Consider the following 18,612-nt stretch of genomic DNA (forward strand, 5'->3'; position numbering starts at 1 on the left):
GAGGAGGGGGCGGAGGGAGAGGCGTCGTGTGGTTGGGGTCGTTGTTCCAGGGATACGGCGGCTGTGGTGTTGTCATTTCGGGCTGCTCCTCTGCCTACTTGATAGAAGTGGGCCGAGTTAGTCGTCGATCACCGCACATCGAAATTACCGATTGTTAGGTTTCTGCGAATTGCCCGTCTTAGTTATATACGACCGGTCTGACTTCTTTTGCACTTGTGGCTCGTCAATGAGTGAGCACTATCTTCAAGCCGACTATGAGGGTGGCGACGGCAGCGAGGCCGAAGGCTGCCAGATGTGTGTTCGTGCTGACTTTCTCGCCGTGAAGACGGCTGATCACGTAACTGGTGGATCCGATGCGCAGGATCAAGACGATTTCCGCGATCAACTGCGCCGTCCGTGGTTCCAGGAAGTTGAACCACGCCGTCGCGAGAATGGCGACAGGAACAACCGCAGAGGTGAGGATCGGGACAGAATCGCGCAGCGAGTCGATTCTCTCCGCGGTGGTGAGACGGCGGTCGTTGCGAATGCTCTCGCCGACGCTCTCGGCAAATGTGTGGGCGATGTACGTCGACAATGCCGTGCCGACCACAATCGCGGCGCCCAGTGATTCCTGAGATTTTGTCACCGGGACGAGTGCGGCGAGGACAAGAATGTTGCCGTAGATGTACGCGGTGGTTCTCGCCGCCACACGTTCTTGTCCCAGCGGCGCACCGTGAGACGTGATCGGCCGGTTCAGCAGTGTTCGCAGGTCCCACTCCATGCTCAGAGCATGGCAGATCAGACCCTCGGGCTGTAGTGCATCGGATTATCTCGCTGCTCGAGCGGCGGTAGATTGCGGGCCGGCGTGTGGACCAGTGGAGCCCCGGCGGGAATTCTGCCGCTGGCTCGGTCCCATCCCGCGCGAGCGCGCGGTTGATACCGGTATCGCCACGGCACCAGGCGGAAGACGGCGTTGACGGTGCGGCCGACAGCGTTGTGAATTTTCTGATCGCGACTGGTCCACGAGTAGCCGAGAAGGTCGCGAACCGGTTGGTCGTACATGCCCACTGTCAGCCACACGAATCCGCGGGCGAGGGGAATCCGCGTGAGCCGCCACAACGGATCGGGTAGCCACGTCATGTACGGGGGCTTTCCCAGCCCCGACAAATCCAAGACGTCGCGGGTCGCTTTGTTGTCTTCGAGTACGTTGCGGCACATGTGGTCCCAATACTCCTGAAATGCCTCCCAGGTTTCGGGAACCGGGCGCATGCTCATCCCGTACAGGCGGTACCACTGAATGTGCTCGGTGAAGAGTTGTCGTTTCTGGGCCTCGGTCAGGCCACCGGAGAAGTTCTCGGCGGTGACGATGGTGCCCATGAAGAATGTCGCGTGCGCCCAGTAGAAGGTGTCGGGATCAAGTGCGTGGTACCGGCGTCCCAGCTTGTCGATGCCCTTGATCCGTGTGTGATAGCCACGGACTTCTTCGGCTGTCTGCTGCGCGCGATCGCCGTCGAAGACGACGCCGGCAATGGGATACAGCGAGCGGTACAGCCGTTCCCAGCGCTCGTCGAAGAACTGCGAGTGCTCCTCGACCCCGGCGCCGAGACCAGGGTGCATGTTTTGCATCGAACCTGCCCAGACACCTTGGAGCATCCCGCGCCAGTCGCCGAAATACTTCCAGGTCAGGGAATCCGGACCGAGGGGAACCGGGGTGCTGCTGTCGCCAAGTTGACTACGCATGTTGTCAGATTAGGATCGACAACAGCGGTAGTCAAGGATCGAATACCGGGTGCATTGAAGAACAAGTGTCGGCGAAGTGGGGAAGTTGTGAGCATCGAAGAACGCAGGGCCACTCGAAAGGCGACGTTGTTCGACGTCGGAGTGACACTGCTCGGTGCGGTCGACGGTCCGGCCGTCAACGTGCGAGCGGTCTGCAAGGCCGCTGGTCTGACCGAGCGGTACTTCTACGAGAGCTTCACCGATCGCGATCAGTACGTTGTCGCGGTCCACACGTTTGTCGCCGAGCGCGCGCAGTCGGCGCTCGCCACGGCAGTGGAGTCCGAGACGACATCCGAGGCAGTCGCCACCGCTGCGGTCGACGCTTTCGTCAAGCTGATGGTCGACGACCCGGCAATGGGGCGAGTGCTTCTGATCGCTCCGCTCTCGGAGCCGGTGCTGAGCGGACGCGGTATCGAATCGATGCCGGCGTTCGTGGACCTGGTGTACGACCAGTTGTCCGAGATTGCTGATCCGGTGGACAAGCAGCTGGTGGCAGTCGGGCTGGTCGGGGCGTTGTTCACACTGTTCATCGGTTATCTGGACGGCTCGATCGTCGTCGAGCGCGAGCGATTTGTGCGCCATTGCGTCCGGCTGCTGATCAACGCTAACCAGGCGTGAACGGCTGGCACACGGGGCAGAAGAAGATATTTCGCTCGGTGAGCTGATCCGGTCCGAGGGTGTCTTCTCTGATGCGGGTTCCGCATCGGCGGCAAGGTTTTCCGCGTCTGCCGTACACCCACGTTTGCCTACCTGGGCGGGTGTCGCCGGTGGTGACCCGGATGCGACGCGACTTGTTGACGTTGATGGTGCGGAATGACAGATCCACAATCGCGTCGAGGTTCCCGGCGCGGTGTGTCGGCGTCTTCGGGTGAATGCCTCGTAGGAAGCAGATCTCGTTGCGGTACACGTTGCCCAGTCCGGCCATCACGCGCTGATCCAGGAGCGCGATTCCGATCGGTACGGAGTCTGCAGCGCGAAGATTCTCGACGGCCACGGAATTGTCCCAATCGGTCCCGAGCAGGTCCGGTCCGAGGTGCCCGACGGCCTCCTGTTCCTGCCCCAGTTCGAGGATCTCGGTGATTCCCAGTGAAAAGCCCACTGCTACAGAGTCTTCGGTGGCCAAGATTATGCGCGCTTGGTGGGAGGGTCTGCGCCAGCGCTCGCCGGGGCGATAAATCTGCCACTGACCCTCCATCTTCAGATGCGTGTGAATGGACGCTTCGCCCACGCGGATCAGCAGATGCTTTCCGCGGCTGGCGACGGAATCCACACGATGACCCGACAGATCCACGGTGGCATAGCGAGGAACGCGGACATCGCAAGTGGTGAGTACCTTCTCGGCCAGGGCAGCGCGCAGTTCATTGGCGGCCCGCCACACGGTATCGCCCTCAGGCATGGTCGCCGCACCCACACTTCAGGATCTCAACTTCCACGATCTCAATCATCATGACCCCAATCCTCATGACCGCAACCGGAATCCGCGAGGGGTGGCCGCGAAGCCGGCTTCGACCAGGACCGGAGCAAAATCGTTGCCGTGGATGGTCTCTCCGTCGACCTTCTCCACTACCAACTTGTCGATGGCGCGAGAAGTCACCTTCTGAGCAAGTGACAGTGCTGCCAGGCGCAACGTTCCGCCGTCGTCGGTGAATGTCAGGATCGTGCGACCGCCGCGCTCGACGAACAGAACCAACTCACCCTCCACCAGAACTACCAGTGCGCCGGCTTTTCGTCCGGGTCGGTGTCCTGGTGACTCTTCGCCCCCCGACGCCGGCCACGGCAGCGCCGCGCCGTACGGGTTTGCCGGGTCGCACGCCGCGAGAGTGACTGCAGCCGAGGAGGTGTGGCGCCCCTCGATGGAATCACCGAACGTCCGCAAGCGGTCCACCACGGGAGGCGTGGAGAATTGAGCGCCGCCCAGGGTGTCCACGAAGTATCCGCGTCGAGCGCGCCCGTTGTCCTCGAACGTGCTCAGTACCTTGTAGATCAACGCGAAACCGCCCGGCACGTTCTCGCTCATCACCGAACCGCGGGTGACGACGCCGTATCGTTCGAGCAGCAGATCAGCCGTGGCGTGCGCCCGGATAGTGGGGTCAGGTTCGATACCTGGCAGCTGGAACCACCGACCGGAGGCAGTTGCCGGTCCCGTGCGCGCGGGCGTGGAAGCGCGGGCCATTCCGCGGTACGGACGGGCCCGCGGAACACGGCGAGGCGATCGGTGACTGGTTGTTGTTCTGGTGGTGTCGGAGAGAAGTGCGCGCAGCGGTGCAACGGTGTCGTTACCGATGTGTCCGAGCCACACCAACTCCCACAGTGCCGTCGTCACCGCACTGTCGACCGTGTCCGCAGCCGACTCCGTAGTTCGCAACGCGTCGACCAACTGGCGGAAGAAGTAGGCACCGCCGCCGGACAGCAGGTCGAGGATGCGCTTCTGCAATTCCGAGACGTCGGTGTCGGCGGGCGAATTGAGCGTGATCGGTGCCAGGTCGGCGGGGTGCAGCACTACCCACCCGTCCTTGCCCGAGATAGCTCCCGATCCGGACCACAGGACTTCACCCGTCGACGTGAGTTCGTCCAACATCGCGGGAGAGTAGTCGGCAACTCGGCTCGGCAGGATCAACGATTCGAGAGCGGACGCCGGAATCGGGACGCCGGCAAGTTGATCGACCACCGTTGCAACACCGTCGATTCCTCGCAGCGTGCCGCCCACGTGCTGCCAACTGGGAAGGAATCGCCCGAGGGTCGCGGTGCTGACCGGCTCGACCTCCTGCCGTGCCGCGGCGAGCGAGCGACGCCGCAAGCGACGCAGGACCTCGGCGTCGCACCATTCGCTTCCGGTTGCAGACGGGCGGAATTCACCTTCCAGGACCCGCTTTTCGAGCGCGAGCCGACCGAGAACGTCACGCGCGACTGATACTCCGAGACCGAAGCGTGCAGCCGCGTCGGCGAGAGTGAAGGGACCGTGGGTGCGGGCGTACCGGCTCAGGAGGTCGTCGAGTGGTTGATCGACCGGCTCGATGAACGCGGCCGGAACGCCGATGGGTAGGGGAACGCCGAGTCCATCGCGAAGCCGCGCTGCATCTTCGACGACGGTCCACCAGCTCTCGCCCGCATACGAGACGTGGAGGGCGCGTTTGTCCGTAACCAACTTCTCGAGCCATGAGACCGGGTCCTCGAGACAGCGTTCGGTGACTTCTTCGGTGGTCAGCGGGCCGAGCATGCGGAGGAGGTCGGCAACACCCTCGAGGTCTTTGGCCTTTCGGTCAGGGACGAGCCGTTGCAGTTCACGTTCGGCCTGCTCGATCACTCCGGCGTCGAGGAGCTCGCGCAGTTCGACGCGGCCGAGGAGTTCGGCCAACAGCGTGGAGTCCAAGGACAAAGCGGCGGCGCGTCGCTCGGCGAGGGGGCTGTCGCCCTCGTACATGAACGCACCCACGTAGTTGAACAGGAGCGCACTGGCGAACGGAGACGGAGAGGCCGTCTCCACCTCGACGATTCGAATCTGCCTTTTCTCGATCTTGCCGAACAATTCCTTCAGTGCAGGCAGGTCGTAAACGTCCTGCAAGCACTCGCGTACGGTCTCGAGCAGGATCGGGAAGGTCGGGAACTTGCGGGCGACGTCCAGCAGTTGCGCCGACCGCTGACGCTGCTGCCACAGTGGTGCACGTTTTCCGGGATTGCGGCGGGGGAGAAGCAGTGCGCGGGCGGCACATTCGCGGAATCGGGAAGCGAAGAGCGCGGAGCCGCCCACCTCTTGGGTGACCAGATCTTCGATGTCCTCGACGTCGAAGGTGAACAGTTCGGCGCCGGGAGGTTCGTTCTCGGTGTCGGGGAGACGGATGATGATGCCGTCGTCGGAGGCCGTCGGACTGGAATCGACGCCGTATCGTTCCTGCAGGCGCGCCCCGATGGCGAGGGCCCACGGTGCGTGAACCCGTTGGCCGTACGGGGAATGCAGCACCAGACGCCAGTCACCGAGTTCGTCGCGGAAGCGTTCGACCACCAGGGTTCGATCTGACGGCACCTGCCCGGTGGCATTCTTCTGCTCACCGACGAGTTGGATCAGATTGGTTGTGGCGTTGTGATCGAGCCCGCCCACGCGACAACGCTCGACGACGTCGGCTTCGTTACCCAGCGCGGTCTCTCGAACGAATTGTCCCAACGCCTGTCCGAGTTCGGCGGGGCGACCGAGTCCGTCGCCGTGCCAGAAGGGCAAACGACCCGGCATGCCGTAGGCGGGGCTGACCAGAACCCGATCGAAGGTGATCTCCTCGATCCGCCAACTGGTGGCGCCGAGCGCAAAGACGTCGCCGACCCGGGATTCGTAGACCATTTCCTCGTCGAGTTCGCCGACGCGGGACGCTTTCTCGCCAACCATGTAGACGGTGAAGAGGCCGCGGTCGGGGATTGCGCCGCCGGAAGTGACGGCCAAACGCTGCGAACCCGGGCGGCCCGTGAGCGTGTTGGACTCACGATCCCAGACAAGGCGAGGACGTAATTCGGCGAACTCGTCCGAGGGGTACCGCCCCGCCAGCAAGTCCAGAGTCGATTCGTACGCCGAACGGGGAAGCGTTGCAAAGGAACCGCTTCGGCGCACCGTCTCGAACCAGTCGTCGACGTCGATCGGTTCGAGAGCGGTGGCCGCAACAGTTTGCTGAGCGAGGATGTCGAGGGGATTGGCCGGAACGGCCATCGCTTCGATCTTGCCTTCGACCATGCGCTCGACGGTCACCGCGCAATGAATCAGGTCGGTGCGATGCTTGGGGAAGACGACGCCTCGCGATATCTCGCCGACCTGGTGGCCGGCGCGACCGACACGTTGCAGGCCGCTGGCAACAGAAGGCGGTGCCTCCACCTGGATGACCAAGTCGACGGCGCCCATGTCGATTCCGAGTTCGAGGCTGCTGGTGGCGACGACGCATCGCAATCGACCCGATTTGAGGTCGTCTTCGATGAGGGCTCGCTGGTCTTTGCTGACCGATCCGTGGTGGGCGCGAGCAAGGAGGGGTTCGGCGCCGTAGTTGACCTCGGTGGGAGCCCCGATCTGCGCGGGCGGGCGAGATGTTTTCTCGACGGCCAGACCGATGCGTTCTGCATGAATCTCGTTGAGCCTGGCTGTCAATCGTTCGGCGAGGCGGCGAGAGTTGGCGAACACGATGGACGATCGGTGGTCGAGAACGAGGTCGACGATCTGTTCCTCGACGTGGGGCCAGATCGAACCGGCTTGCGGGGTGGGAGATTCGGAACCGTCGTCCGGCGTCGCGATCCCCAGTTCGGTCATGTCCTCGACGGGAACACGGACCGTGAGGTCGAAGGTCTTGGCGGCAGGCGGTGCCACGATCCGGATGGGTGCCGAACCGGCGAGGAACCGCCCGATCTCCTCGTGCGGACGGACAGTGGCCGACAATCCGATGCGTTGCGCCGGACGCTCGAGCAAGCCGTCCAGGCGTTCCAGTGAGAGCGCGAGGTGAGAGCCGCGCTTGGTGCCCGCCACCGCGTGAACCTCGTCGACGATCACGGTGTCGACACCGACCAGTGTTTCCCGGGCAGCGGAGGTGAGCATCAGGAACAACGACTCAGGCGTGGTGATCAGGATGTCCGGGGGTCGTTTGATCAACGAGCGCCGATCGGCCTGGGACGTATCACCGGAACGGACACCGACGGTGATCTCGGGCGGAGTGAGGCCTAGACGCTTCGCCGTCTGCGTGATGCCGACCAGCGGCGCGCGAAGGTTCCGCTCGACGTCCACACCCAGCGCTTTGAGCGGCGAAATGTAGAGGACTTTGGTGGCGCGTTCGCCTTCGTCCTTGGCGGCGAGTTGATCGAGCGCCCACAGGAACGCCGACAATGTCTTGCCGGAGCCGGTGGGCGCGACGACAAGTGTGTGAGAGCCACTCGCGATGGATTCCCAGGCGCCGAGCTGCGCAGCAGTCGGAGCGCTGAAAGCGCCGCCGAACCACTCGCGTGTGGCGGGCGAGAACCTACCGAGGACGTTGGTCACGACCACCATATTGCCCCTTCCCACCGACAGCGTGTTCGTGCCTGCAGCCGAAGCGCAGAGCATACTATTTGCCCTGTTATAGCGATTCTCTTGTTATCGAGAAGGCGAGTGCCTGATGGAAGCAGTCAAGATTGTCCTCGAGCTGGCGGTAGTGCTCGGGGCGATTGTCATGGGTACCAGATCGAGCGGTGTCGCTCTCGGTCTGTGGGGCGGCGCAGGTGTTGCCGTCCTCGTGTTCGTCTTCGGAGAGGACGTCGGCAGTCCGCCGGTCGACGCTCTCCTCATCGTCCTGTCCGTCGTCCTTGCGTCGTCGATGATGCAGGCGGCCGGTGGTATCGACTGGATGGTCACCATCGCGGCCAAGTTGATCGAATCTCGCCCGAAACAGATCACGCTGATCGCGCCGTTGGTGTCATTCCTGTTCTCGGTCGGTGCCGGCACGTCCAACATCCTCTACCCGCTGCTCCCCGTCATCTACGACGTCTCGTACAAGAACGGTGTGCGGCCGTCACGACCGCTGTCGCTGTCAGTTGTCTCGACCGGTGTAGCGCTCGCGTGTAGTCCGGTGTCCGCGGCAATGGCGGCAATGGTCACGCTGACCGACGTGCCGCCCTACGATTTCGAACTCATCGACATCATCAAGATCACCTTCCCGGCTGCTGTTGTCGGCATCGTCCTTTCCTCAATCGCGGTCAACCGACTCGGCAAAGATCTCGACGACGACCCGGAGATACAGGCGAAGATGAAGTCGGGCGAATTGGCCGGACCTGGTGCAGCCTCCAAGACCGAACTCGTCTCGACGAAGACCGGACGAAACGCGGCACTGATCTTCCTGGCCGGCGTCCTGGCTATCGTGATCTTCGGCCTGTTCAAGGGGATTCGTCCCGAAGCTGCCGACGGTACTCCGATGGGGATGACACCGATCATCGAAATGCTGATGTTCGTCGTGGGTACGTTGATCCTGCTGGTGTGCCGCCCGAATGTCGCCGACGTGCCGTCGTCGACGGTGTTCCGTGCCGGTATGGTCTCGGCCATCGCGCTGTTCGGTCTGGCATGGCTGACGGACACGTTCATCAGCGCCCATTCCGAGCTGATCACGAGCACCGTCGGCGACTGGGTCAACGCCGCGCCGTGGATCTTCGCGCTCGGTGTCTTCCTGGTCTGTGTACTGACGACCAGTCAGTCGACCGCTACGAGGACCATCGTGCCGATCGGTCTCGCTGCCGGGATTGCACCCGGTCTGGTGAGCGGAATGTGGGCCGGAGCGTTTGCCGGCGTCTACCTGTTGCCGACAAACGGTTCGCAGATCGCGGCTGCGAACTTCGACCTCTCGGGCAGCACGAAGCTCGGTTCCAAGCTCGTCGACCACTCGTTCTTCCTGCCGACCATCATCTTGGCCGTCACGACGATTGCGGCCGGCGCGTTGTTCGGAGTGGTGCTCGGTTGAGTATTGCGACTGAGTCAGCCCTGAGTGACAGCGCTGAGTCAGCTGTTGCGGTAGTGGTCCCAGCTCGCCTTGCACGCGTGGGCGAGCTGGTCCACCCGTTCGGCGTCGGGTGTAGGCCAGTCGACGCCGGGTTCCATGATGTAGGCGGCCAGTTCGTCTCCCAGTAGGAATTCTCGTTTGAATTCGGCCTGAACCGCGCTCAACGTGATCCCGGCTTCGGCGGCGCGGGCGCTCAATTCGGCGAATCTGGCTCCGGCTCGAATGATTTCGAAACTGCCGAGGTACGGCTGATTGAGAGCGACGGCATCCGGATCGTCGACCTGAAATCCCTTGCGATGTGAGATCGCAAGTGTGCGAATGAGCTCCGGATCCATCGTCACGGGATTGTCGCCGCGTCGATTGCCGTCGTGGTCGCCACGATTGGAGAGCGCGACGACGTCGGGGAGCCGATCTGCTTCCGGCCGTTCGACATTGACGGCGCCGTCCTGCCGGGTGGTGTGGTTCATCGTGTCGTGGAACGACAAGGTCGTGAACGATCGACCGAGTTCGAAGCTCTTCGCCACCATGGCTTCGATCAGTGCGTCGCGAGTTCTCTCGTAGACGCCCAAACCGTGTTCAGCTGTCTCGGTGAAGGTCTCGGCGAGGTCCTTCCAACCCGCGTCGTCGGTCGGCTCGAGCAGCAGGGGGTAGAACGAGAAGGTGACAGGGCGAACTGCGTCGACACCGGTGAGGTCCGCTTTGTTGCCGGCACCGGCCTCGTGGACGCGGGCGAAGGCCTCGCGCAGTGACGCTTCCAGGTTTTCGGGCTTCGCACGGTTGGGATCGCGAATCATGCGAGGGTGCGGATTCTCCACGTACACGATGCGCGAATCGATTTCGGCCCAACGGCGCACGATGGGACTGGTGGACATGTCGGTGAAGTCGAACTGCAGCCGCTGTGTGAACTCGGGTGCGAGAAAACGTGAGAGTTCTGCTGGAATCGCGGAACCCGAGTGTGGGCAACTGACAAGAAGGTCGGCTTCGGCGATGGCGTCGTCGAGACTGCGGGAGTCGCGATCGGCATAGAACGTCAGGTCCTCCGGCGTGAACACGGTTCCGGCCGGGATGAGTACTGGTTCTCCACTGGTCATGAGCCCCAGCGTAATCGAGTACATCCGTGCGTACTCAGTATCCGCTGAGTCGTTCCACGAGAGCTGTTTTGATCTCCGGGCGACCAGCCGCGACAAGAGTGAAGGTGGCTTCACGCATGAGCCGCTCGGGGGTGTTGCTGCCGACCAGAGCGCGGCTTCCGGTCGCAGTCACGAGTGCGGCCGACGCGCGTATCGCAAGTTCCGACGCTCGGGCGCGGGCGGCCGACATGTCGCCGCCGTCGCGCAGTGCTGCATCGAGATCGGCGCGCGCCCGGGTGGCTTGTTCCTCGAACGCGTCGGTGTCGACTCCCAGATCCGCAAGTTCGGTGACAGCGCGGCGGGTGATGCCCATGGCCATCGCGCCGTTGAGCCACAAGCCGGGGAGCTGGGTGCTCTGGAATTGTTCGTCGCTGACGACAGCACAGACGTCGGTATCGGGAATTTCGAAAGCGTCGAACACGATTCGGACGGTGTTGCTCCCGCGCGCCGCGATCAGTGGAAGCTCCTCGATCGTCAGACCCGGGGCCTCGCCCACCGGTACGACGGAATGAACGATGGAATTGTCGAACTCGTCGCGCGCCGACACCAAGAGAACATCGACGATGCCCCAACCGGTGACGAAGGGGGCGATCCCGTCGAGGACGTAGCCGTCGTTCACCCGCTTCGCCCACAGGAGCGGTGGGCGGGGGATGGCGCCGGCATAGGCAACCCCACCGCGAATCATGCCGGAAACCAGACCGTCCCAGTATTGTTCGCGCAGAGGTGCATTGGGACTCGCCGCCAGGGCTCCGACGACGCCGTGATGCTGCATCCAGGTGAACGTCGTCGCGAGGCAACCGCCGCACAAGGTTTCGAGGACCTCGACCAGTTCTTCGCTGCTGGGGCCACCCTCACCGAGGGCGGCGATGCCGTAGAAGCCGTCGGCGGCGAGCGCGTCGAAATGGCTGCTGGGGATTTCTCCGTCGGCGTCGACGCTGTCGGCGACGGGAAACAGAACGGTATCGGCGATTTCGCGCGCAAGTTCCGGCCACATGGTCACGCTGTCAGGGTAAGCCGTGAGCGGGGGGTTGTGGTGTGGAACTACAGCCGCGCATCTAGAACGAGGGCGGCGAACTCACGATGAGGAACCTCGCGACCGCATCGGTGCGATTGAACCACCGGTGCGGGATGGTCGAGGTGTAGAGGAGGGTGTCGCCTACGTGAAGAACGTGATGCTCGTCCAGTCCCACCTCGACCTCGACAGATCCTTCGAGAACATGAATGAACTCTTCGCCGGCGTGCTCGGTGTGCTCACCTGCCTCGGAATGAGGTGCTGCCGTGATCTCGTTGGGTTCCATGGTCCGTGAGCCGGTGGAGCAGAATCGAATCACCGAATCGTGTGCCAGTTCGAAGGTTCGCCCCTCGCCGGCGCGGACGAGGCTGGACGGAGTTCGCTCACCCTGTGCCAAGAGTGCGTGCGCCGTGGTGCCGAGCGATTGCGCGAGGCGATGAAGGTTCATGACACTGGGTACTGCGTGGCCGTTTTCGGTCTGGCTCAGGAAGGGCTGGGACAAGCCCGACTTCACGGCAACCTCGCGCAACGTCAGTCCGGCTTCTTTTCGCGCCGTCCGCACGGCAGCCCCGATTGCGGTCGCTATCGCCTTCTGGTCGTCGTCCATGTGCCGAAGATAGCAGTGCTCTGGTGAAAGTTTTGATTACACAGACGAAACAAATTCGACCACGGTAAGAAATTATCGACGTGCTGAATAGTCCCGTACACGAAACACTTCCAGCTTCGGACGGAGATCGGCGCATGGCCATCCATCCTGTCGACCAGCGGCTCCCATTTGCCCGCCAGTCTGCTTTTGCTCTTCAGCACGTCCTCATCATGTACACCGGCTGCATCACGGTTCCGCTGGTTTTCGGTGCCGCCGTAGGGCTGGACCGCAGCACAGTCGCGATGCTGATCAGCGCGGACTTGCTCGTTGCAGGCATCATCACGATCATTCAGAGCCTGGGCGTCGGGAAGGTCGCCGGTGTCCGGCTGCCGATCGTCTGCGGGGCGACCTTCGCCGGGCTGACGCCGATGATTCTGATCGCCAAGGAGTACGGCCTGCAGGCGGTGTACGGGTCCATGCTGGTCGGTGGCGTAGTCGGCATTGCCTTGGCCGTGCCGTTCGCCAAGATCGTCCGATACTTCCCACCCCTGGTTACCGGCGTCGTCCTCACAGTGATCGGCATCTCGTTGATCGGTGTCGCAGGAGGACTGATCGTCGGAAACGACCCCACCTCCCCGTCGTTCGCCGACCCGAAGAATCTGGCGCTGGCTGCCGCAGTCGTTGTGGTCGCGGTGGCCTTCATCTGCCTCGGCCGCGGGATGTGGACGCAGCTCGGTGTACTGATGGCGCTTGTGATCGGCACCGTGATCGCCATCCCGATGGGCCTGATCGATCTGAGTGGCGTCGGCGGCTCGGCCTGGGTGGGCTTCCCGATGCCGTTCCACTTCGGCGCTCCGGAGTTTCCCGTCACCGCCGTGGTGGCGATGAGTATCGTCATGGCAGTCGTCTTCGCAGAGTCGACGGCGAGCATGCTGGCGGTCAGCGAGATCACCGGAAAGCCTTTGAAGAAAGCAGATCTCGCACGAGGGCTGGTGGCCGACGGGATGTCGGGAGTTCTGGGCGGAATCTTCAATGCCTTTGTCGACACCGTTTTCTCGCAGAATGTCGGCGCCGTTGCCACGACCCGGGTGTACAGCCGGTACGTGACCGCTACCAGCGGTGCCATTCTGATCGTCCTCGGCCTCATCCCGCGAATGGGTGAAGTGGTTGCAGCCCTGCCTGATCCGGTGGTCGGCGGTGTCGGAATCATCTTGTTCTCCACTGTCGCCGTGGTCGGAATCAACACGCTGCGCAAGGTCGATCTCAGCGACCCGATCAACACCACGATCGCCGCTGTATCGGTGGGGATCGGTATTCTTCCGGAATTTGCGGAGGGGATGTTCGAGCGATTCCCCTCCTCGGCTCAGATCCTCCTCGGTAGCGGCATCACCTTGGCTGCGGCCTCGGCCTTTTCGCTCAATCTGCTGTTCAATCACACCCGACTCGGTGAACTCGCGAGGCGATCGCGAGAGAGCCTCCATGCCACTGCAAAATCTGAACCCGCCACCAGCTCTGCAGGAGACGCCAGTGTCACAGTCCCAGTCTGATCCCTTCGAAGTGCCCGTCGTCGACATCTCGCCTTACGTGCTCGGTGGTGCCGACCAGGACAAGGCGCGAGTGGCTGCCGAAGTCGACCATGCTTGTCGGACTGTAGGTTTCATGCAGATTCGGGGCCACGGTGTTCCGGCCGCTGTTTCTTCCGGCCTCGCCGAAGCGATGGACGACTTCTTCGGGCTGCCGATGGAGACGAAGTCGGGCTACCGAATCGAGGGCGCGAATCGTGGGTACAGCCCGCCCAAGAGCGAGTCGCTGAGCCTGAGCCTCGGCGTCGAATCCGCGACCAGAATGAACGACTTTTTCGAGGCCTTCAACGTCGGAACCGAAGCCCGATCATTCACCGAACTCGAACTGTCGGAGGACGATTACGGAATCAACCTGTGGCCCGCAGTGTCTGGTTTCACGGAGCGGGTGGAGAATTACTACGCCCATGGCGAGCGGGTGGCACGCACACTGACCACCATTTTCGAAGACGCGCTCGGGCTGACCCCAGGATTCTTCGAGTCGATCACCGACCACTCCATCGACGTACTGCGGATGAACAACTACGCGTTACCCGAAGGGACGGTGACGTTGGACGGTGAGTTGAAGGGGATGGGCGAACATACCGATTTCGGGCTGGTCACCGTGCTGTGGGCGGATCAGGTCGAAGGTTTGCAAGTACTCGGGAGCGACCGACGCTGGCACGATGTCTGGCCGCACGACGGCGCGCTACTGGTCAACCTCGGGGATCTCACCGCGCGACTGACCAACGACAGGTGGATGTCCACGCTGCACCGAGTTGCGCCTCCGGTGGTGAACGGCACCATCAAGCGCCGGCGATCGGCGGCCTTCTTCCATGACGGAAACGTCGACGCGGTGATTGCGACCTTGCCGAGTTTTCAGGACGACTCCGGCTTGGAGTACGAACCCATTACCGTTCGCGATCACATCAAGGCCAAATTGGCCGGGTCGAGGCAGGGGAAGTCCAACGCCGCCGCAGGTCGTGAGGCGGCTCGGGTACTTTCGGCTGCAGAGCTCGAGGTCAAGCAGTGAGTGCACGGAACATCGTCCTGATCCACGGAGCATGGGCCGGCGGTTGGGTCTGGGATCGTGTGTGTGGCCCACTGAAATCGGCCGGCTTCAATCCTGTTGTGGTGGAGCTTCCCGGCTCGGGAAGTTGGAACTCAGACGACGTGATCGATCTCGATGTCGTTGCCGAACATGTTGTGGCAGTTGTCGAGTCCTTGGACGGGCAGTGCGCCCTCGTCGGTCACTCCGGCGGTGGCATCGTGGCCTCACAGGTGGCTGAGTTGCTGCCTTCGCGGGTAACGGGTCTTGTGTACGTCGCAGGGATGATGCTTCCATCGCAGACGGACTTCGGGATGCTCTGCGTCGAACTCGGTCTGGAAAGTCCGGTCGGGATCTCACGTTGGTTGGTCCCCACCGCCGACGGGGATGCGACGGTGGTACCGCCCGAAGCCGGTGCCGCTGTGTTCTTCCACGAAGCGCCGGAGGCTGATGCGATCTTCGCCGCGCGCATGCTCGTTCCACAACTGGAGTCAGCCCGCCTGATGGCACCTGTCTGGACGGAAGAGCGATTCGGAACCGTGCCGAGGTTGTATGTCGAATGCACGCTGGATCGAACCGTGCCGATCGAGGCTCAACGCGCCATGCAGAGACTTGTCCCCGGTGCCCAGGTGGTCAGCCTGGGCACCGACCATGCACCGCAGTTGTCGGCGCTCCCGGAGTTGATCGACGCGATCACCGATTTCGCCCGGCAGGTGTTCAGCCGAACTCGACCCCTTGAGCCAGCGGAAGCTGGTCCGAGTAATTGACGGTATTGGTGGCTCGGCGCATGTATGCCTTCCACGAATCCGAACCCGACTCGCGTCCGCCGCCAGTCTCCTTCTCCCCGCCGAATGCGCCGCCGATCTCCGCACCGGACGTTCCGATGTTCACGTTCGCGATGCCGCAATCGGAGCCGTCGGCGGCGAGGAAGCGCTCTGCTTCTCGCTGGTCGAGTGTAAAGATCGAGGACGAAAGTCCTTGAGGTACGCCGTTGTGCAGCGCAATGGCGTCGTCGAAATCGGTGTAGGTCAAGACATAGAGGATGGGTGCAAAAGTCTCCGCTCGTACCACCTCGGTCTGTGCTGGCATACGAACGAGAGCGGGCGTCACGTAGAACCCGGAATCGCCGACGCGGTCCCCGCCACACACCACAGTTCCGCCATCCGCGCGTGCGGCCGAGAGCGATTTCTGCATCGTCTCGAACGCGGCTTCGTTGATCAGCGGCCCGACCAGAACACCGGAATCGAAGGGACTACCGACCTGGAGTTGCGCGTACGCGGACGCAACGCGGTCGACGACGTTGTCGGCGATCGACTCGTGAACGATGAGCCGGCGCAGTGAGGTGCAGCGCTGCCCGGCAGTTCCAGCGGCGGAGAAGACAATTCCGCGCACGGCAAGCTCGAGATCCGCCGACGGCGTGACGACTGCGGCGTTGTTTCCACCCAGCTCCAGGAGACTTCGTCCGAAGCGCTCGGCGACCCGCGGAGCCACGGCGCGGCCCATCCTCACGGAACCGGTGGCGCTGACCAAGGCCACGAGTGGGTTGTCCACGAGAGCCTCACCGACGTCACGTCCGCCGACGACCAACTGGTGAACGTCGATCGGTGCTTGACAATCCGCGAGCGCACGTCGCAGGAGCGCGTCACATGCCAGCGCGGTCAACGGAGTGGTTTCCGAAGGCTTCCAGACGACGGCGTCGCCGCACACGAGAGCAATGGCGGTATTCCACGACCACACCGCGACGGGAAAGTTGAACGCGGAGATGACTCCGACAACGCCGAGAGGGTGCCACGTTTCCGTCAACCGGTGTCCGGGACGCTCGGACGGCATGGTGCGTCCGTAGAGCTGCCGGGAGAGACCGACGGCGAACTCGCAGATGTCGATCATCTCCTGTACCTCGCCGAGAGCCTCCGAGGTGACCTTCCCGGCCTCCAACGTCACGATTTCCGCGAGGTCATCCTTGTGCTCGGTCAGTAGGCTGCCCAGCCGGCGTACGACCGCGCCGCGCGCCGGAGCGGGGACGGTGCGCCAGGTGAGGAACGCGCGATGCGCCGCGTCGACGGCGTCGTCGACTTCTCTACCGGAGTGCTGCCGAACGGTACGCAGTTGCGTACCGGTGATGGGGGTTCGTGCGCTCAGGTCGCCGGCGGGCCACTCGACACCGCACGCGGCAAGGGCGCTTTCGGCGCGATCGGCGAGGCTCGAAGAATCAGGCAGGTTCACTGGGGAGTCCTCTGTTGTTGTGGGCGGGAGGCAGCACGGCACGTGACGCCTCTTGTTGTGCGCGGTACAGCTCGAACGGATCTTCGATGGTGCGGTCGATGGCGCCCTCCAATCGATCCTGCCCGTATTCGGCGCCGGGCGCATCGGAAACGAATCCGGTCACGGAATCGAGATTGGATGCGAAGATCCCGGCCGCGGAGGCAGGTAGGAAGTCCTCGTAGACGATCGGGTCGCGGACGACAACAGTTCCTTCGTTTCGGTACGTGAAGTACGCCAACCCCGCGGCATCGAGTTCGCTTTCGGAGTGCGGAAATTCGCTGTCCCAATCGGCGTCCTCGGGCGTGGCGATCAGTCGGTCGTAGATCACTCGCCCGCTGCGGGTCAACGCGATTCCGCGTGCCTCCACCTCGCCGAATCTGACGCGGACGGGCTCAGTGGTGACCGATCCGTCGTGCTGACGGAAGAGTCTGTCTTCGGCCAATGCACGAAACGACGTCTGCCGCAGAAGTAGTGGTGGTCCGCTCCATCTCGGCGGGCCTTGGATGCGGTCGATCATGGTGATACCGCGCTCGGTCATGCGGCGGTACAACTCGTCGATGTCGAGCACTCGCGGGGTGAGGTGATTGACGTGGGTCGAGCCCTGCCCCGCAATGTCTGCAGCGACAGGCGAGATTGCGGCGAGTTCGCGGTACCAGCCCGCGTCGATGGGATCGGTGCCGAGCCGAAACGCCGAGGTCGCTGCATCGACGAACTGTGTCGCCTCGGGCTCCGTCAGGCCGCCCTCGCGACTCGATTGACGTGCCCACTGCAGAAGTTCGGGAGAGAACAGGGTCCGGCGACGCAGAAACCCGGTGATCCGACGCTCGAGGTCGGTGTCGAAGAACCTGGAATCGGAACTGGTCAGCACCGAGGTGAAAACGCGGAACGGGTTCCGGGCGAGTTCGGCGGGATCGGTGGGGCGAAATGCCGTCGAGACAACGGGAATGGGGGAGTCGGTGAGCCGGAGGTCGTAATAGCCGACCGGAAACATACCGAATCCGCCGAAGACGGTGGCTACGTCACGTAGTTCGTCGAGAGTCCCCAGTCTGATGGCGCCGTGACGCTCGGCGCTGACTCTCGCCAGGCTGCCCAGGCGCTCCGCAGAATCCGGATGTTCGGCGGCAAAATCACGGTTCACCTGCATCGTTACATCTACCAAGGTGTTGTAAGCGGGGACCTCGTCGCCATACATCTTGGCGAGGGCCGCTGCGAACCGTGCACGTAGCTCCCAGGTTTCAACCATACGAATGTCCGATTGCGTTAGCCTGCGCAGGTGCGAGAAACAGAAACCAGTGACGTTGCCGGTGTTCCGGTCGACGAAACCGATCGACTCTTGATGCGTGAATTGGTCTTGGACGGCCGTGCCACTCTCGCGAGTCTTGCTGAAAAGGCTGGACTCTCGATCTCCGCAGTCCAGTCGCGAGTGCGTCGTTTGGAATCTCGCAAGGTGATCCGTGGGTACTCCGCGAAGATCGATCCGGAGGCACTCGGTCACAATCTGTCCGCATTTGTCGCCATCACTCCTCTCGATCCCTCGCAGCCCGACGATGCGCCTGCCCGCTTGCGTCATCTGCCGGCGGTCGTCTCGTGTCACTCGGTAGCCGGGAGCGAAAGCTACGTCCTCCTGGTCCGGGTGGCGTCACCTCGGGCGTTGGAGCGATTGCTGCAGGAGATCCGTACGGCAGCCAACGTCAACACACGAAGCACCATCATCCTACAAACTTTTTACGACGAATGACGCTTGTTCAATAACTTTTACGGTCCTCTATCGAC

At 62.9% G+C, this 18,612-nt stretch carries 15 protein-coding genes; 6 read left to right on the forward strand and 9 right to left on the reverse strand.

The features are described from left to right. Positions 1-223: 223 nt before the first annotated feature. Together AC1Q61_RS29855 and AC1Q61_RS29860 are read right to left on the reverse strand one after the other, a co-directional pair. Positions 224-760 carry a hypothetical protein gene (locus AC1Q61_RS29855; protein ID WP_019747719.1) on the reverse strand — a complete coding sequence of 179 codons (537 nt, stop codon included), beginning with the start codon at positions 758-760 and terminating at the stop codon, positions 224-226. Between the two features lie 17 nt (positions 761-777). Then, a complete protein-coding gene (locus AC1Q61_RS29860) occupies positions 778-1,719 on the reverse strand; it encodes an oxygenase MpaB family protein (RefSeq protein ID WP_019747720.1) in 942 nt (313 codons plus the stop codon). Positions 1,720-1,806: 87 nt separating this feature from the next. Here AC1Q61_RS29860 and AC1Q61_RS29865 point away from each other — a divergent pair, with 87 nt between their 5' ends. Next, complete coding sequence (locus AC1Q61_RS29865) at positions 1,807-2,376, forward strand: TetR/AcrR family transcriptional regulator (protein ID WP_019747721.1); 570 nt, start codon at positions 1,807-1,809, stop codon at positions 2,374-2,376. Here the strand turns inward: AC1Q61_RS29865 and AC1Q61_RS29870 are convergent. Together AC1Q61_RS29870 and AC1Q61_RS29875 are read right to left on the reverse strand one after the other, a co-directional pair. Further along, entirely contained in the window at positions 2,363-3,154 is a 792-nt protein-coding gene (locus tag AC1Q61_RS29870) for a DNA-formamidopyrimidine glycosylase family protein (RefSeq protein WP_492651263.1), read from the reverse strand. The genes AC1Q61_RS29865 and AC1Q61_RS29870 overlap by 14 nt on opposite strands. 63 nt (positions 3,155-3,217) lie before the next feature. Further along, complete coding sequence (locus tag AC1Q61_RS29875) at positions 3,218-7,765, reverse strand: ATP-dependent helicase (RefSeq protein WP_042449813.1); 4,548 nt, start codon at positions 7,763-7,765, stop codon at positions 3,218-3,220. 106 nt (positions 7,766-7,871) lie between these two features. Between AC1Q61_RS29875 and AC1Q61_RS29880 the strand changes: the two genes are divergently transcribed. Then, positions 7,872-9,203, forward strand: coding sequence for an anaerobic C4-dicarboxylate transporter family protein (locus AC1Q61_RS29880; RefSeq protein WP_003940851.1), 1,332 nt, complete (start codon positions 7,872-7,874; stop codon positions 9,201-9,203). A gap of 38 nt (positions 9,204-9,241) precedes the next feature. Here AC1Q61_RS29880 and AC1Q61_RS29885 read toward each other — a convergent pair whose 3' ends face one another. From AC1Q61_RS29885 to AC1Q61_RS29895, 3 genes are read right to left on the reverse strand one after another with little or no spacing between them, the layout of a single operon-like run. Beyond that, positions 9,242-10,333: an N-formylglutamate amidohydrolase gene (locus AC1Q61_RS29885; RefSeq protein ID WP_042922139.1), complete on the reverse strand. Its 1,092-nt coding sequence runs from the start codon at positions 10,331-10,333 to the stop codon at positions 9,242-9,244. A gap of 34 nt (positions 10,334-10,367) precedes the next feature. Then, positions 10,368-11,372, reverse strand: a complete 1,005-nt coding sequence (locus AC1Q61_RS29890; protein WP_128637938.1) for an acyl-CoA dehydrogenase family protein — start codon at positions 11,370-11,372, stop codon at positions 10,368-10,370. A gap of 55 nt (positions 11,373-11,427) precedes the next feature. Further along, entirely contained in the window at positions 11,428-11,991 is a 564-nt protein-coding gene (locus tag AC1Q61_RS29895) for a helix-turn-helix domain-containing protein (RefSeq protein WP_007727247.1), read from the reverse strand. Between the two features lie 134 nt (positions 11,992-12,125). Between AC1Q61_RS29895 and AC1Q61_RS29900 the strand changes: the two genes are divergently transcribed. From AC1Q61_RS29900 to AC1Q61_RS29910, 3 genes are read left to right on the forward strand one after another with little or no spacing between them, the layout of a single operon-like run. Beyond that, positions 12,126-13,517 (forward strand): uracil-xanthine permease family protein, encoded by a 1,392-nt coding sequence (locus AC1Q61_RS29900; RefSeq protein WP_007727244.1) that lies wholly within the window; start codon positions 12,126-12,128, stop codon positions 13,515-13,517. Beyond that, the gene (locus AC1Q61_RS29905) at positions 13,498-14,562 is read left to right on the forward strand and encodes an isopenicillin N synthase family dioxygenase (RefSeq protein WP_042449601.1); all 1,065 of its coding nucleotides are present in this window, start codon (positions 13,498-13,500) and stop codon (positions 14,560-14,562) included. The genes AC1Q61_RS29900 and AC1Q61_RS29905 overlap by 20 nt, the downstream gene beginning before the upstream one ends. Beyond that, entirely contained in the window at positions 14,559-15,344 is a 786-nt protein-coding gene (locus tag AC1Q61_RS29910) for an alpha/beta fold hydrolase (RefSeq protein WP_042922140.1), read from the forward strand. Before AC1Q61_RS29905 ends, AC1Q61_RS29910 begins: the two co-directional genes overlap by 4 nt. Here AC1Q61_RS29910 and amaB read toward each other — a convergent pair. After that, positions 15,295-16,800, reverse strand: a complete 1,506-nt coding sequence (gene amaB, locus AC1Q61_RS29915; RefSeq protein ID WP_042922141.1) for an L-piperidine-6-carboxylate dehydrogenase — start codon at positions 16,798-16,800, stop codon at positions 15,295-15,297. The genes AC1Q61_RS29910 and amaB overlap by 50 nt on opposite strands. Further along, complete coding sequence (hglS, locus tag AC1Q61_RS29920) at positions 16,787-18,082, reverse strand: 2-oxoadipate dioxygenase/decarboxylase (RefSeq protein WP_042922144.1); 1,296 nt, start codon at positions 18,080-18,082, stop codon at positions 16,787-16,789. Before hglS ends, amaB begins: the two co-directional genes overlap by 14 nt. Positions 18,083-18,112: 30 nt before the next feature. Between hglS and AC1Q61_RS29925 the strand changes: the two genes are divergently transcribed. Further along, positions 18,113-18,577 carry an Lrp/AsnC family transcriptional regulator gene (locus AC1Q61_RS29925; RefSeq protein ID WP_003940830.1) on the forward strand — a complete coding sequence of 155 codons (465 nt, stop codon included), beginning with the start codon at positions 18,113-18,115 and terminating at the stop codon, positions 18,575-18,577. Positions 18,578-18,612 lie beyond the last annotated feature (35 nt).

Source organism: Rhodococcus sp. MPR-R1B (genome assembly GCF_058793255.1).